The organism is Microbacterium resistens, assembly GCF_031456305.1.
GTDB classification, from domain to species: domain Bacteria; phylum Actinomycetota; class Actinomycetes; order Actinomycetales; family Microbacteriaceae; genus Microbacterium; species Microbacterium resistens_A.
Map to the genome: position 1 here is coordinate 1 of NZ_JAVDUM010000019.1, position 14,026 is coordinate 14,026.

The 14,026-nt window shown below is 70.0% G+C and carries 13 protein-coding genes, 1 tRNA gene and 1 riboswitch; of the genes, 7 read left to right on the forward strand and 7 right to left on the reverse strand.

Annotation, left to right across the window (positions count from 1 at the left end):
• Positions 1–98: 98 nt before the first annotated feature.
• A tRNA-Ala gene (locus J2Y69_RS17425) sits at positions 99–171 on the reverse strand.
• A gap of 51 nt (positions 172–222) precedes the next feature.
• Positions 223–1,227: a hypothetical protein gene (locus J2Y69_RS17430; RefSeq protein WP_310023140.1), complete on the reverse strand. Its 1,005-nt coding sequence runs from the start codon at positions 1,225–1,227 to the stop codon at positions 223–225.
• Positions 1,228–1,353: 126 nt separating this feature from the next.
• Here J2Y69_RS17430 and J2Y69_RS17435 point away from each other — a divergent pair, with 126 nt between their 5' ends.
• Positions 1,354–2,745, forward strand: coding sequence for an MFS transporter (locus tag J2Y69_RS17435; RefSeq protein ID WP_310023142.1), 1,392 nt, complete (start codon positions 1,354–1,356; stop codon positions 2,743–2,745).
• Position 2,746: 1 nt separating this feature from the next.
• Here the strand turns inward: J2Y69_RS17435 and J2Y69_RS17440 are convergent, their stop codons facing one another.
• The gene (locus tag J2Y69_RS17440; protein ID WP_310023258.1) at positions 2,747–3,388 is read right to left on the reverse strand and encodes a GNAT family N-acetyltransferase; all 642 of its coding nucleotides are present in this window, start codon (positions 3,386–3,388) and stop codon (positions 2,747–2,749) included.
• Between the two features lie 16 nt (positions 3,389–3,404).
• The gene (gene galU / locus J2Y69_RS17445; RefSeq protein ID WP_310023144.1) at positions 3,405–4,292 is read right to left on the reverse strand and encodes a UTP--glucose-1-phosphate uridylyltransferase GalU; all 888 of its coding nucleotides are present in this window, start codon (positions 4,290–4,292) and stop codon (positions 3,405–3,407) included.
• 40 nt (positions 4,293–4,332) lie between these two features.
• Between galU and J2Y69_RS17450 the strand changes: the two genes are divergently transcribed.
• From J2Y69_RS17450 to mscL, 3 genes are read left to right on the forward strand one after another with little or no spacing between them, the layout of a single operon-like run.
• Positions 4,333–4,929 carry a 5-formyltetrahydrofolate cyclo-ligase gene (locus tag J2Y69_RS17450; protein ID WP_310023146.1) on the forward strand — a complete coding sequence of 199 codons (597 nt, stop codon included), beginning with the start codon at positions 4,333–4,335 and terminating at the stop codon, positions 4,927–4,929.
• A gap of 31 nt (positions 4,930–4,960) precedes the next feature.
• The gene (locus tag J2Y69_RS17455) at positions 4,961–5,236 is read left to right on the forward strand and encodes an FmdB family zinc ribbon protein (protein WP_310023148.1); all 276 of its coding nucleotides are present in this window, start codon (positions 4,961–4,963) and stop codon (positions 5,234–5,236) included.
• A 22-nt stretch (positions 5,237–5,258) separates the two neighbouring features.
• Complete coding sequence (mscL, locus tag J2Y69_RS17460; protein WP_310023149.1) at positions 5,259–5,654, forward strand: large conductance mechanosensitive channel protein MscL; 396 nt, start codon at positions 5,259–5,261, stop codon at positions 5,652–5,654.
• 446 nt (positions 5,655–6,100) lie between these two features.
• Here mscL and J2Y69_RS17465 read toward each other — a convergent pair whose 3' ends face one another.
• Positions 6,101–9,811 carry an AAA family ATPase gene (locus tag J2Y69_RS17465; RefSeq protein WP_310023151.1) on the reverse strand — a complete coding sequence of 1,237 codons (3,711 nt, stop codon included), beginning with the start codon at positions 9,809–9,811 and terminating at the stop codon, positions 6,101–6,103.
• A 159-nt stretch (positions 9,812–9,970) separates the two neighbouring features.
• Here J2Y69_RS17465 and J2Y69_RS17470 point away from each other — a divergent pair, with 159 nt between their 5' ends.
• Positions 9,971–10,501: a methylated-DNA--[protein]-cysteine S-methyltransferase gene (locus J2Y69_RS17470; protein WP_310023154.1), complete on the forward strand. Its 531-nt coding sequence runs from the start codon at positions 9,971–9,973 to the stop codon at positions 10,499–10,501.
• A 93-nt stretch (positions 10,502–10,594) separates the two neighbouring features.
• On the opposite strand, the gene J2Y69_RS17475 is transcribed toward J2Y69_RS17470, so the two are convergent.
• Together J2Y69_RS17475 and J2Y69_RS17480 are read right to left on the reverse strand one after the other, a co-directional pair.
• Positions 10,595–12,223 carry a solute symporter family protein gene (locus J2Y69_RS17475; protein ID WP_310023156.1) on the reverse strand — a complete coding sequence of 543 codons (1,629 nt, stop codon included), beginning with the start codon at positions 12,221–12,223 and terminating at the stop codon, positions 10,595–10,597.
• Positions 12,220–12,567, reverse strand: coding sequence for a DUF485 domain-containing protein (locus J2Y69_RS17480; protein WP_310023158.1), 348 nt, complete (start codon positions 12,565–12,567; stop codon positions 12,220–12,222). The genes J2Y69_RS17475 and J2Y69_RS17480 overlap by 4 nt, the downstream gene beginning before the upstream one ends.
• A gap of 112 nt (positions 12,568–12,679) precedes the next feature.
• Here J2Y69_RS17480 and J2Y69_RS17485 point away from each other — a divergent pair, with 112 nt between their 5' ends.
• Together J2Y69_RS17485 and J2Y69_RS17490 are read left to right on the forward strand one after the other, a co-directional pair.
• Positions 12,680–13,543, forward strand: a complete 864-nt coding sequence (locus tag J2Y69_RS17485) for a LuxR C-terminal-related transcriptional regulator (protein ID WP_310023160.1) — start codon at positions 12,680–12,682, stop codon at positions 13,541–13,543.
• Between the two features lie 72 nt (positions 13,544–13,615).
• Positions 13,616–13,682: riboswitch (guanidine-III (ykkC-III) riboswitch) on the forward strand.
• A gap of 11 nt (positions 13,683–13,693) precedes the next feature.
• A complete protein-coding gene (locus J2Y69_RS17490) occupies positions 13,694–14,017 on the forward strand; it encodes a DMT family transporter (RefSeq protein ID WP_310023162.1) in 324 nt (107 codons plus the stop codon).
• Positions 14,018–14,026: the final 9 nt, after the last annotated feature.

Here is a 14,026-nt window from a genome sequence, read left to right on the forward strand (position 1 = left end):
AACGAGAAAGAGCCCGGCCGATGGCCGGGCTCTTTCTCATAACTTGTCATCTATGCCGCGACTCAGATGTCATCTATGCCGCGACTCAACACACACGGTGGACCCAGGGGGATTCGAACCCCCGACCTCTTCATTGCGAACGAAGCGCGCTACCAACTGCGCCATGGGCCCGTGGACTCAACTACGTTACCACGTTCGGACGGGCGCTCTTCGCCATCGGAGTCATCCGGCGGCGCGCTGCGTGAGCAGCCGTCGCACGTGGGCCTCGATCTCCGCGTCGTCGACGTAGCCCATCCGCGCGTACGGCGACTCGACGGTCGCTGCCTTCGCGGAGGCGGCCTCCGAGATCTCCGCGGGGGCGGTGGCCGGGGGCGCGAGGAGCTCGGCGCGGCGCTGGAGCTCCGCGAGGCGGGCGGCCTCCCTGGCACGCTCCTGCGCATCGATCGTCGCCTGCGCGGCGTGCGCACGGCTGCCGGCGACGGACACCATCGGCTGCGGGAGGCTCCGCGGCGTCCACTCGCGCGGACCCTGGTCATGCAGCTCCGGTGCGGCGGTCTGGGCGCGGACCGGGGTGGCCGCAGAGTCCGCGACGACGGCGCGTCGGGCGGCGCGATGAGCGACCGACGCCATCCGCTGTAGGACCACGAGAGAGACGAGAGAGACGGCAGCACCCGCCCACAGCAGCACGGAGGCCTGCGTCGCGATGAGCTGCCATGCGCCGAGGCCGAGGGCCGCGAGCCCTGCGATCAGGAACACCGTGGCCACGAGCCTGGTCCGGCGGCGCGCACGGGCCCGCCGATAGGCCGGATCGGCACGCGTGGCCGCCAGCTCATCGCGCAGACGCTCGAGCTCCGCCGACTCGCGCTCCGACTGGACGCGCCTGGCGAGGCGCTGCTGCGCGTGGGCCGTGCGGGCGGTGAGCTCCAGCCGCACCTCCTCGGGCGTCTCGCTCGTCTCGGCGAGCACGCGAAGCGCGCGATTCAGCCGAACGGCGTTGCGCTCAGCGGCCTCGTACTGATGACGACCGCGCCAGGAAGGCAGGAAATACAGGAGCCAGAGGAGCGCGGCGACGAGCGCGATCACGCCCCCACTCAGCACCGGCCCGTCCATGTCCTCCACGGTAGGCGACGGCTCCGCCTCTCCCCCGCCGACACGCGCGCAACCCGCGCGCGCCGACCATTCACGTCGGCCCGATGCACCGGTGTCGGCCCGATCAGCCCAAACCATCCGACGAGGCTGCATCGGGCCGACCACCTGAAGCCCCACCCCCGAGGCATCCACCCCACCCCGGGGCCCCAACCGCACTTCATCCGCTCCCGCCCCGGTGTCGGCGGGCGGCGGTAGTGTCGGCTCGTGACCGCGTTCACCCCATTGCAACGGCTCGCCATCGCCATCGCCGTCCTGGCCTCCTTCGTGACGTTCCTCGACGGCACGGTGGTCACCGTCGCGCTGCCCGCGATCAGCCGGGAGCTGGGCGGAGGGATCACCACCCAGCAGTGGGTCGTGGACGCATATCTCATCACCCTCAGCGCGCTCATCCTGCTCGCCGGGTCCGTGTCGGACGCCTACGGCCGCGTGCTGGTCATGCGGATCGGCCTGATCGCGTTCGGCGTCGCCTCGGTCGCGGTCGCCGCCGCCCCCGACCCGCTCGTCCTGATCATCGCCCGCGCCGCCCAGGGCGCGGCGGGGGCCCTGCTGGTGCCCAGCTCGCTGGCCCTCATCACCACCGCGATACGCGGCGAGGTGCAGTCCAGGGCGATCGGGGTGTGGACGGCGTTCACCACCGCCGCGCAGTTGGCCGGTCCCCTTCTCGGCGGGCTCTTCGTCGACTACCTGTCCTGGCGCTACGTCTTCCTCATCAACGTCATCCCGATCGGCGTCACCCTCGTCCTCCTGTCGCGCCTCCGGCTTCCCGAGCATCCGAGCGGCATCCGCGTGGACTGGTGGAGCGGGATCCTGTGCGCGCTCGGCCTCGGCGGCGTGGTCTTCGCCCTCATCGAGCAGCCGAACCTCGGGTGGGCCTCGCCCGGCATCTGGATCCCAGGGATCGTGGGGGCGGCGCTGCTCGCGCTGTTCCTGGTCCGGCAGCGCTCCGAGGCGCCGCTCATGCCGCTCTCCCTGTTCCGGGTCCGCAACTTCGGCTGGGGGAACCTGGCAACCCTGTTCGTGTACGCCGCCCTCTCCCTCAACGGCTTCGTGGTCGGCGTGTACCTGCAGCAGGGCGCGGGACTGGCGGCGACCGCCGCGGGCCTGGCCAGCCTTCCGATGACGATCCTGATGATCCTGATCAGCTCGCGCGCCGGTGCATGGGCAGGGCGTCTCGGCCCCCGGATCTTCATGACGGTGGGACCGCTGATCATGGCCGCAGGCGCGCTGATGCTGCTGGCCGTCTCGACGGAGTTCGACTACTGGTGGCAGGTGCTGCCGGCGATGATCGTGATGGGTCTCGGCCTGTCCCTCACCGTCGCGCCCCTCACCTCCGCGATCCTCGGCTCGATCGACGAACGCCGATCGGGCATCGCCTCCGCGGTGAACAATGCCGTGTCGCGTGTCGCCGGGCTCCTGGTGGTGGCGATGCTGTCCACGATTGTGGGCGGCTCGCTCGACCTGAACGGCTTCCACGATGCGGCACGCGTGACCGCCGTGCTCCTCGTGGTCGGCGGAGTCGTGTCCTGGATCGGGATCCGGCGCCCTCCCGGAGAGCCCGTGGCGGAGGTCGCCGCCGTCGCCGAAGACCGGGGCTGAGCTACGCCCGGCTCCCCGCGGGCGGCAGATCCGCCGGCGGGATCGCGGAGACCTCGACGGGCACCCGGCCGGCGACCCAGCGGGCGAGGACCCCCTCCGGCACGTCATCCTGGACCAGTGCGAAGGCCAGATGGTCACGCCATGCGCCGTCGATGTGGATGAACCGGCGACGCAGCCCCTCGTAGCGGAAGCCCAGCTTCTGCACGACGCGGATGCTCGCCTGGTTCTCCGGGCGGATGCAGATCTCGATCCGATGCAGCCCCAGCTCGGCGAAGCACAGGTCGGTCACCATCGCGACCGAGGCCGGCGTGATCCCGTGCCCCGCGAACCTCTCGCTCACCCAGTACCCGATGGTCGCCGAGCACAGCGACCCGCGCATCACGCCCCAGACGTTGAGCTGACCGGCGACCTCGCCGCCGTACTCCATCACGAACGGATAGCCGCTGCCGTCCCGATACTGCTGAAGCAGCCGGCGGATGCCGGCGCGCATGTCGAAACCCACCGTGGCGCCGGGGAGGGTCGCCTCCCAGCGCTCCAGCCAACCACGGTTCGTGACGAGCTCGTGCTGGAGCACCCTCGCGTCGCGCGGACGCACGAGCCGGATCTCCACCGGCCCATGACGTCGCGCAAGGATCGGATCCATCGGCATCAATGCCACCTCAGAGGCGGTCCGCGAAGTCCTTCAGCCAGGGGCGGAGATCGGGGCCGAGGTCTTCACGATCGGTCGCGATCTGGACGATCGCCTTGATGTAGTCCAGACGATCTCCGGTGTCATAGCGACGGCCACGGAAGACCACGCCGTACACGCCGGGCCCGGAGACGTCGGCCGCCTGCTCCTGAAGCGCGTCCGTGAGCTGGATCTCGCCGCCCTTGCCCGGCTCGGTCCGCTCGAGGATCTCGAACACCGAGGGCGAGAGCACGTAGCGCCCGATCACGGCGAGGTTGGAGGGCGCGTCCTCCTTGGCCGGCTTCTCCACGAGCCCCGTCACGCGGACGATGTCCGGAGTGTCGGTGGCCTCGACCGCGGCCGCGCCGTACATGTGGATGTGGTCGGGGTCGACCTCCATCAGGGCGATCACGGTCGCGCCGGTCTCCACGTGCTTGTCGATCATCGTCGTCAGCAGCGGATCGCGCTCATCGATGAGGTCATCGCCTAGGAGGACGGCGAACGAGCTGTCGCCGACATGGGAGCGCGCCCGCAGCACCGCATGCCCCAGCCCCTTGGGCTCGCCCTGACGCACGAAGTGGATGTCGCCCAGCTCGCTGGACTTCATGACGCGCTGGAGCCGGTCCGCGTCGCCCTTCTCCATCAGCTTCACTTCAAGCTCCGGGACGGAGTCGAAGTGGTTCGAGATCGCGTTCTTGTTCCGGCCGATGATGACCAGGACGTCATCGATCCCGGCGCCGACGGCTTCCTCGACGACATACTGGATGGCCGGCTTGTCGACGACCGGAAGCATTTCCTTCGGCATCGCCTTCGTCGCCGGCAGGAACCGTGTCCCCAACCCTGCGGCGGGAATGACGGCCTTGATACGTGGTTTCCCCATCGCACCAGCTTAGCCGCGCCCCCGACGTACAATCGGTTCCATGTCCCGCGACGTCGACCATGCCAAGCGCGCGCTGCGCGCCGAGCTGCGCGAACGTCGGCAGCTGCTCTCCGACGCCCAGCGCGAGGCAGCCGCCTCCGGGATCACCGCCCAGCTCGACGATCTCGTCGCCTCCCTCGGCGCCCGTTCGGTCTCCTGCTTCCTGTCCACGACCACGGAGCCGGGAACCTGGGCGTTCGTGCGCGCCGCCGTCGCCCGAGGCATCCGTGTGCTCCTGCCGATCACCCGCTCCGACGGGCTGCTCGACTGGGCGGTGGCCGATGACTCCGATGACGTCGGCGTCGGTCTCTACGGCCTCCCCGAGCCGACCGGCGAGGTGCTCGGACCGATCGCCGTGAACGACGTCGACCTCATGATCATCCCCGCCGCCGCCGTGGACCTCACCGGAATGCGGCTGGGCTGGGGACGCGGGTACTTCGACAAGACGATCGGATCGATGGAGAAGTGCCCGCCGGTGTACGCGGTGGTGTACGACTCCGAGGTCCTCGACGACGTGCCGCGGGAGCTGCACGACCAGCCCGTGACCGGGGTCGTCACGCCCACCCGCACGCTCGACCTCTCACCCGCGCGACGCTGATCCGCGCCCCTCACCGAAGACCCGAGGACACATGCCCACCTATTCCTATGTCTGCACGACCTGCGGTCACCGTTTCGACGCCGTCCAGGCGTTCTCCGACGCCGCCCTCACCGACTGCCCCGAATGCCAGGGGCGTCTCCGCAAGGAGTACGGCTCGATCGGGGTGACCTTCAACGGATCGGGCTTCTATCGCACCGACTCGCGAGGCGGTACTGGCGGATCGACGTCGGATTCGGCATCATCGAAGTCGGATTCGACGACAGGAACCGCCCCGGCACCCGCGTCGACTCCGGCCTCCTCGTCCTGAGGTCCGATCGATAGGAGACGCCATGCTCAAGGGCTTCAAAGAGTTCATCCTCCGCGGCAACGTCATCGACCTGGCCGTCGCGGTCGTCATCGGCGCGGCCTTCACCGCGATCGTCACCGTGGTCGTGCAGAACCTCATCAATCCCCTCGTCGGCATGCTCCTCCAGGGCCAGAACCTCGACAAGGCCCTCATCGTCACGGTGGGCTCGGCGCAGTTCGGCTTCGGGGCGATCATCGCCGCCGTCATCAACTTCCTCGCGGTCGCCGCGGTCGTCTACTTCGCCTTCGTCCTGCCGATGAACACGTTCAAGGCCCGCCAGGAGGCCAAGGCCGGCACCGCCCCGGCCGAGACGCTGCCCAGCGAGCAGGAGCTGCTGCTGCAGATCCGCGACCTCCTCGAGAAGAACCAGGCCAGGTAGCCCGCCCCGGCTCCCACGGGATCCCCCACCGGATCGCCGAGACTGCATCTGCGTCTCGAGACTGCGCGAAAATGACGCAGTCTCGAGGCGCAGTTGCAGTTTCGCGGTGGAAGGCAGGGAGCAGGGCGAGGCACGATCAGTAGTGCGGCGGGACCTCGCGGCGCAGCCGCTCGTCGTTCGGGCCCACGCGACGTGCGGCACCGGACTCGGATCCGGCAGACCTGCCAGACCCGGTAGGCCCGTCAGACCCGTCAGATCCAGACGCGTCGGATGCCTCGGACCCGCCGAACCCGGCGGACGGGTCGGGCACCGCGGGCATCGCCGACGTGCGGTCGCGCTCGTCCGGCTCGGCGTGCGTTCCTGGCGCGGGCGTCAGGCGGGCGCGCCGTGCCCCTCCGACCCGGACGATCCGCTGGCGCGGCTCCTCGGGCACGGGCCCCGACGCCTCAGACACCGCCGTCGAGGTCCAGCGGCTGCGTGTCGCCGTCCACGCGCGGAGCATCGCCGGTGATCCCGAGGACCTCACCGATCCGTCGCGCCACGGTCGCCGGATCGCTGTACAGATCGAAGGCGTGCACCCGGATGTAGTGCCAGCCCAGGCGACGCAGCACCTGGGGGCGGAGTCGCAGCGACTCCCGCAGCGACTCCCCGCGGGACTCCGGATCGGACTCGATGACCACGGCCTTGCCGGCGTGCTGTGCGACCAGCGGCAGCAGACCGCGATAGTCCACGTCGACCGATGCGCCCATCCGCCGCAGCTCACGGGCCAGCGCCAGCGTGAGAGGATCGGCAAGATCCTCCAGGCGCTCGTCCCGGCGATGCGCGGCGAGCCCGCCGAGGATGGACATCAGGGTCGCCGCCCCGTGCTCCAGGCGTCCGTCGTCGAAGGACGAGGGCCGGATCGAGGACACGATCACCATGGACCGGCGGGCACGCGTCATCCCGACGGTCAGCAGTCGCTCGCCGTCGGGAGTCGAGAGGTCGCCGAAGTCGCTGAGGACGCGTCCGTGCCTGGTGAGACCGAAGCCGAGCGAGAAGATCACCCGATCCCGGCTCTCGGCGACCGACTCCTCGAGCGTGAGCACGGCGAACGGCTCCGCGGTGTCGCGTCCCACGAAGTCCGCGACGTCGCTCCGCCCGGCGAAGGCGGTGGTCACCGCGGCGACCACCCGCTCGGCGTGACGGCGGCTCGCCGTCACGACCATGAGCGTCTCGGCGGGCCGGTGCACGGCGTGCTCGACGACGAGGGTCACGACGCGCGCCACCTCGGCGTCCGGGCTCTCCACCGCGCCGGAGACCGGGTCGGGGGCGCCGATGCCGCCCTCCACGTAGTCGACGGCGAGGCTCCCCCGCCCGAGGTACGAGCCCGCCCAGGGCAGCGAGACGATCTCTCCGCCGTAGAAGGCGTCGTTGATGAGCTCGGCGAGGTCCTCGCCGCCCGCCCGATAGCTGCGGGTGAGGGTCACGACCGGAAGGAGCTCCGCAAGGCGCTCGAACACCGACACGGGGTCGAACTCGGTCTCGGTCTCGTGGTCGGGCGCCGGGGCGATCGCGACTGTGAACGGCGTGGGCTTCTGCGTCACCGGATCGCCGAAGGCCACGATCTGCCGCGCACGGCGGATCGCCGGGGCAGCCTCGGCGAGGTCGATCGCCGCGGCGTCGACCAGCAGGACCGCGTCGAAGGCGACGCTCTCGGGGATGTCTGGCACCTGGTAGGGCGAGGCGATCCAGACCGGGGCAAGGGTGCCGACGAGCGTGGGGGCGGCCGTCGCGAGCTCCGCCGCCGTCGCCCTGCCCTGGGTGAGCCCGTGCCGGAGGTTGCGCACCTCCTCCGCCTCGTCCACGATGCCGATCCGCCACTGCCCGGCCATCTGCCAGGCCAGGAGCGGCCCTGACGCGGCCGCATGCGCCTCGTCGACCAGACGGAAGTCGCGTTCCAGACGGTCGACGACCGACGTGTTGGCGCCCAGGAGCGAGCGGTTCTGCTGCAGAGCCTGCTCCAGCAGCGACTGCCACCAGGCGAACTCCAGCTCGTCGCCGACGCTCTCCTCGGAGACGTGCCGGACGGAGAGGTCGACCAACAGCGGTTCAAGCCCCAGCTCGGCGAGCTCGTCGCGGATCTGCGCCCGCTCGACGAGGTTGTCGAACACGTCGGACTTCGCCGCGAGGCCGGCGAGCGTGCGCACGAGACGGTTCACCGGGAGCGTGGCCAGCGGCTCTCGCCGTCCGAGGGCGGCGTCGAGGTCGGCGAGCTCCGCGTTCACCCGCTGCCAGGCGACGGCGACGTCGGCGAGCCCGATCGGCACCTCGGGGGCGACTCCGGCGTCGACGTAGTGCTGCCACTGATCGCGCTGCCCCTGGATCCGCACGAGCGCCTCGTGCATGTCGCCGGGGTGCGCACCGGGGCGGACGTACTCCTTCGCCAGGCGACGCAGACGGCGTCGGTTCGCACTGGTCATCGCGGCCGAATCGCGCCGGGTCCCGTGCGCCTTGATGAGCTCGCCCAGGGGACGCTCGAAGACGGTGGGGCTGAAGCGGTCGAGCGAGTCGCGGATGCCCTGCAGCAGCCGCAGGTAGTCCCCCATCTCGTCGATGGTCGCGAAGGGTCGCATCCGCGTCTGGGCGACCAGCTCATAGCCGCGTTCGAGGAGCTGGGGCACGGTGGAGCGGTGCAGTCGATCGGCGAGCGCATGGGCGGCGTGCGCGGCCTCGGAGGAGGAGAACGTCACCCCGTACCACGGCGAGTCGTCCGGTCCGAAGCGGAACTCCCCGAGCCTCGCCGCGAGCGACAGCGCCTCCGCGGCCCTCCTGCGGTCGCCTGCGAGGCGCTGCAGCCCTCCGCGGTCGAGACGCGCGGTCGTGGACGGCGGCGTCGGGAGAGAGGCGAGGCGGGTGAGCACGCGGGTCGCGTCCAGGACCGAGGCCTTCAGCACCGGGTCCTCGGCGGTGAGAGCGGCCCGGTAGTCGCGCAGCACGGTGCGCAGACGCACGAGGGCGTCGTCCACCTCGGCGAGCTTGGGGGCCTTCGCCTTCTCGTTCCGCCCGATCGCGCGGACGAGATCCTTGCGCACCGTCGCCGGAGACACCGCGAAGCCGTCGAGCCCGATGCCGCTCAGCCGATGGCGCACGCCGTCGAGAGTCGAACGACGGGCGGAGACCACGAGGACGCGCTTGCCCGCGCGGACGAGCTCGCCGATCGCGTTGATGACGGTCTGCGTGCCGCCGGTGCCCGGCAGGGTGGCGACGGCGAGCGAGTGGCCGGTGGCGATCCTGGCCAGCACCGCCTCCTGCTCGGAGTCGGCGTCCAGGAGGAGGTTGTCCGAGGCGGGTGCGCGCTCGTCCGGTCCGATGATCACGGGCGCAGGTCCCGGGGCCGTGACCTGCTCGCGGTCGCCGACGTGACCGGCGAGAGCGTTCAGCACCACGTGATCCAGATCATGCGCGTCCCGCGCCATCGCCGCGCCGATGTCGGCGAAGGTCGAGACGACCAGGCGCGGCTGCACGGAGAAGGTGTCGATGGAGGAGGTGGCGGCGCGCAGCTGATCGATCGCGGGCTGCGGCTTGAACACCCCTCCCTCATAGGCGAGCGCCGCCAGCGCCGTGGCGTCGATCGATATCCCGAAATGGTCGCGCGCGATGCGGACCAGCTCAGGGTTGACCGAGAAGCCGCCGTGCAGCTTGAGCTCGAAGTCCGTGTGATGCCGTCGGATCGCGAGCGGCCGCAGCAGCATGGGCGCCGTATAGGAGACCCCGCCGATCCGCCAGCTGGCGAGACCGACGGCGAGATGGACGGCGTCGATGCCGCGAACGGTGCGGAGCTCGATGTTCTTGGCGGTGATCCGCTCGGCGGCGAGCCGCGCGGATCGGAGGCCCACCTCGTCCCGGAAGAGGTTGGAGAGGAGCGTGGATCGCCCGGTGATGAACTGGGGAAGGCTGCCGGGATGGGCTCGGGAGATATCGATCCCGGCCTCGGGCACATCATGGAACGCCGTCAGCGGGGACGGACCGCCCAGCTGCGCGGCCTCGGCGCGCAGCCTCGCCCGCTCCGCCGCGGCCGCGTGGAGGACCGGCGTGCCGGGCTCGGTGACGTTGACGTCGTCGGGCGCCGCCGACGCAGCCTTCGCCGCCTCCGCGGTCTTGCCATCACGTCGCCACACAGCTCAAAGATAGGCGTGTCGTCGGTGCGATTCCTGCATGTCGTGCGAGTTTCACCGGATTCATGCCCCTTTTCCTCCACAGACCGGGGATTCCGCCTCTTCTCCCCCGCCCCGGCACCCCTCACGATCCCGACCTCCGAAGGACGACAGGATAGGGCCATGACCTTCCGCTACGACTTCATCCCCACACCCCTCGGCGAGACGCTCGCCGTCTTCTCCGAGGAGGGGCTCGTGGCCTTCGACCTCCCGGACGCCGCCGAGCTGACCACGCCGTGGCTGCTCGAGGACGTATCCCGTCGGCTGCAGGCGATCCCGGAGTTCGCGCCCGGAGCGGCCGACGAGCTGCACAGCCTGCTCGACGCCTACTTCGAGGGCGAGCCCGTACGCTTCGACGACGAGATCCGGTTCGACTGGCGGCTCGCCGAGGGCTTCACGCGCGACGCGCTCCAGGCCATCTGCGAGATCCCGTGGGGAGAGACGGCCAGCTATGGCGAGATCGCAGTGCATGCAGGCTCGCCCGGCGCGGCTAGAGCCGTGGGGACCGCATGCCGCGTCACGCCGCTCTCGATCGTCGTCCCGGTGCACCGGGTCGTCCGCGCGGACGGCAGCATCGGTCAGTACGGCGCACACCCCGAGCACAAGAGGTTCCTGATCGACCTGGAAGCGGAGTCGGCCGCAGGAAGAGCCTGAGCCCGGCCGGTCGCGGAGGCCGCGACATCGGGCCCACCAGGAGTGCGGGCTCCGGCGAGTAGGCCGCCGGAGCCCGCACAGCCGACCACGACGCTAGTGGTCGACGGCCTTCTCGGCGCCGAAGCCCGTGAGCGAGCGCACCTCCATCTCCGCGGCGAGGCGGCGGTCCTCCTGTCTCCGATCGGTGAGGGAGCCGAGCCACCCGAGCAGGAAGCCCAGCGGGATCGACACGATGCCCGGGTTGTTCAGGGGCCAGATCGCGAAGTCCACGTTCGGGAAGGTCGAGGTCGGCGTTCCCGAGAACACCGGGGACAGGATGATGAGGACGATCGCCGCCGTGAGCCCTCCGTACATGCTCCAGACCGCTCCCCTGGTGGTGAAGCGCTTCCAGAAGAGCGAATAGAGGATCGTCGGCAGATTCGCCGACGCCGCGACCGCGAACGCCAGCGCGACGAGGAAGGCGATGTTCTGCCCCTGGGCGCCGATGCCGCCGAGGATCGCCAGCACGCCGATGACCACCACGGTCCGCCGCGCCACCCGCACCTCCCCTTGAGAGTCGACCTCGACGTCGCCGTTCTTGCCGCGCTTGATCACATTCGCGTAGATGTCGTGGGCGAAGGACGCCGCGGCGGTGATCGTGAGGCCGGCGACCACGGCGAGAATCGTCGCGAAGGCCACCGCCGAGATGAATCCCATGAGCACGGGCCCGCCGAGGTAGAGGGCGAGCAGGGGCGCTGCCGAGTTCACCCCGCCCGGCGCGTTCTTGATCGTCTCCGGACCGACCAGGGCGCCCGCACCGTACCCGAGCACGAGCGTGAGCAGGTAGAAGATGCCGATGAGCCAGATCGCCCAGACCACCGACCTCCGCGCCTCCTTGGCCGTCGGCACCGTGTAGAACCGCATCAGCACATGCGGCAGGCCCGCCGTGCCGAGCACCAGCGCGAGCCCGAGCGAGATGAAGTCCCAGGGGTTCTTGCCGTACTGGAGACCGGGGCCGAGGATCCCGTCCGGCGGGTTCGAGATCGAGGCGGCGACCGCGCTCTCCAGCAGGGTGTTGATGTTGAACCCGTTGATCGCGAGGACCCAGATGGTCATCGCCACCGCGCCGCCGATGAGGAGGAACGCCTTGACGATCTGCACCCAGGTGGTCCCCTTCATCCCGCCGATCAGCACATAGACGATCATCAGGACCCCCACGACGCCGATGATCAGCGACTGGCCCAGCCTGTCGCTGATGCCGAGCAGCAGGGAGACGAGGCCCCCGGCTCCCGCCATCTGGGCGAGCAGATAGAAGAAGCAGACCGCGAGCGTCGTGATCGCCGCCGCCATCCGCACCGGACGCTGTGCGAGACGGAAGGAGAGCACATCCGCCATCGTGAACTTGCCGGTGTTGCGCATGAGCTCGGCGACGAGCAGCAGGGCGACCAGCCACGCGACGAGGAAGCCGATGGAGTAGAGGAAGCCGTCGTAGCCGTTCACGGCGATCGCTCCGCAGATCCCGAGGAAGGACGCGGCGGACAGATAGTCCCCCGCGATCGCGAAGCCGTTCTGCGGACCCGTGAACGAGCGTCCCGCGGCGTAGTAGTCGGCCGCGGTCTTGTTGTTCCGGCTGGCCCTGATCACGATGAACAGCGTCACTGCGACGAAGCCCAGGAACACCGAGATGTTCAGGACCGGGTTGCTCTCCACGAGTGCGGGACCGGTGGCGAGGGGAACGCTCATGCGCCGGCCTCCGTCCGCTCGAGCTCCGCGCGGATGGCCTCGGCCTGAGGGTCCAGCCGGCGGTTCGCATAGGCGACGTAGCCCATCGTGATCGCGAACGTCGTCACGAACTGCCCGAGCCCGAGCAGCAGTCCGATCGTGATGTCTCCCCAGACGCGCTGTGCCATGAACTGCGGCGCGAAGGCGGCCAGCAGCACGTATCCGAAATACCAGACGAGGAACAGGACGGCGAGCGGGAAGACGAAGGAGCGTTGATCCTTGCGGAGCCTTCGGAATGCCGAGGACTCCTGGACGGCGATGTAGTCGACTGTCCCGACGGGACGGCCATCGGTCGTATCGGACATGGGGCCTCCTTGCCACATTGTCGATTCGCCCCGGCGCTCCGTCGCGCCGTGGTGTAGCCTCGACGCTACGTATGGCGGGGACACCTCGGTCACCCCCGGAAGTTGGTAGTCGATGAGCGCCACGGAGATCACCGAAAGCGAGTCAGACCTCTTCGCGCATGCCGTGCGGGAGCTCGCCAGGCGGACCCGCTTCCCCGTCGCCTTCGGCGGGCTCTTCGAGGACGGCGTCGTCAACGTCAGCACGATCATCGGCTCGCGGACGAGGAGCCTGGAGGGTCTGCGCGTCCAGCCCCTCCGCGGGCTCGGCGGCAGGGCCATGACCGAGCTCCGTCCGCGGATGACGCACGACTACCGCGCCTCCCAGGTCATCACCCACGACTACGACGGCTTCGTGCTGGGCGAGGGGCTTCGCACCCTCCTTGCCGTTCCCGTGATCGTCGGAGGGCGCTCACGCGGCATCCTCTACGCGGGCGCCTGGGAGGAGACGCCGGTCGGCGGGATCACCACCGCGCCTGCGGTGCAGGTGGCCGAGACGCTGGCCTCCGAGCTGCGGATCCGGGAGGAGGTCGGCCGGCGCCTGCGCGGCACGGCCCCCGCCGGCCCGCCGTCGTCGCTCGGAGCAATCGAGCGCGAGGAGCTCCGCGAGAGCTTCGCCGAGCTCCGGAGCATCGCGGCGGCCGTCACGGACACCACGATCCGCGAACGGATCGACGGCGTCCAGCATCGACTTCTCGCGCTCGCGGGGGAAGGGCCGCAGCCCGCCACCGGCCCGGTCCCGACGATCCGCCTCTCGCCGCGGGAGACGGACGTCCTCGCGTGCGCTGCCCTCGGCTCGACGAACGCCGAGATCGCCGCGGCCCTCGGCCTGCGCGAGGCCACGGTCAAGGCCTACCTGGGGACGGCGATGGCGAAACTGGACGCCTCCACCCGGCACGCCGCCGTCGCGAGAGCCCGACGTGCGGGACTCCTTCCCTGATCATCTCCTTTCCCTGAGCACCCCCTGAGCAGATCGGCGGAGCCGTTCCTTCGCGCTTTGCTATCCTTGGGACCGGCGACGCGAATGCGCCCCCCGGACGAGGCGGACCAGTACCCGGACAGCGACAAGACTGGCTCATCAGGAGCTGTCATGGCATGGGTCATTCTCATTGCGTCCGGGATCTGCGAGGCCGTATGGGCCACCGCGCTCGGCAAGTCCGAAGGGTTCACGAAACTCTGGCCGAGCATCATCTTCGGCGTGGGACTCGTCATATCGATGATCGGCCTCGGCTGGGCGATGCGGGAGATCCCGACCGGAACCGCCTATGCGATCTGGGTCGGGATCGGCGCTTCACTCACCGTCACATGGGCGATGATCACCGGCGATTCGGAGGTCTCGTGGCTGCGCATTCTTCTCATCCTCGGCCTGGTCGGGTGCATTGTCGGCCTCAAGCTCATCGAGCCCGCCCATTGATCCCATTGA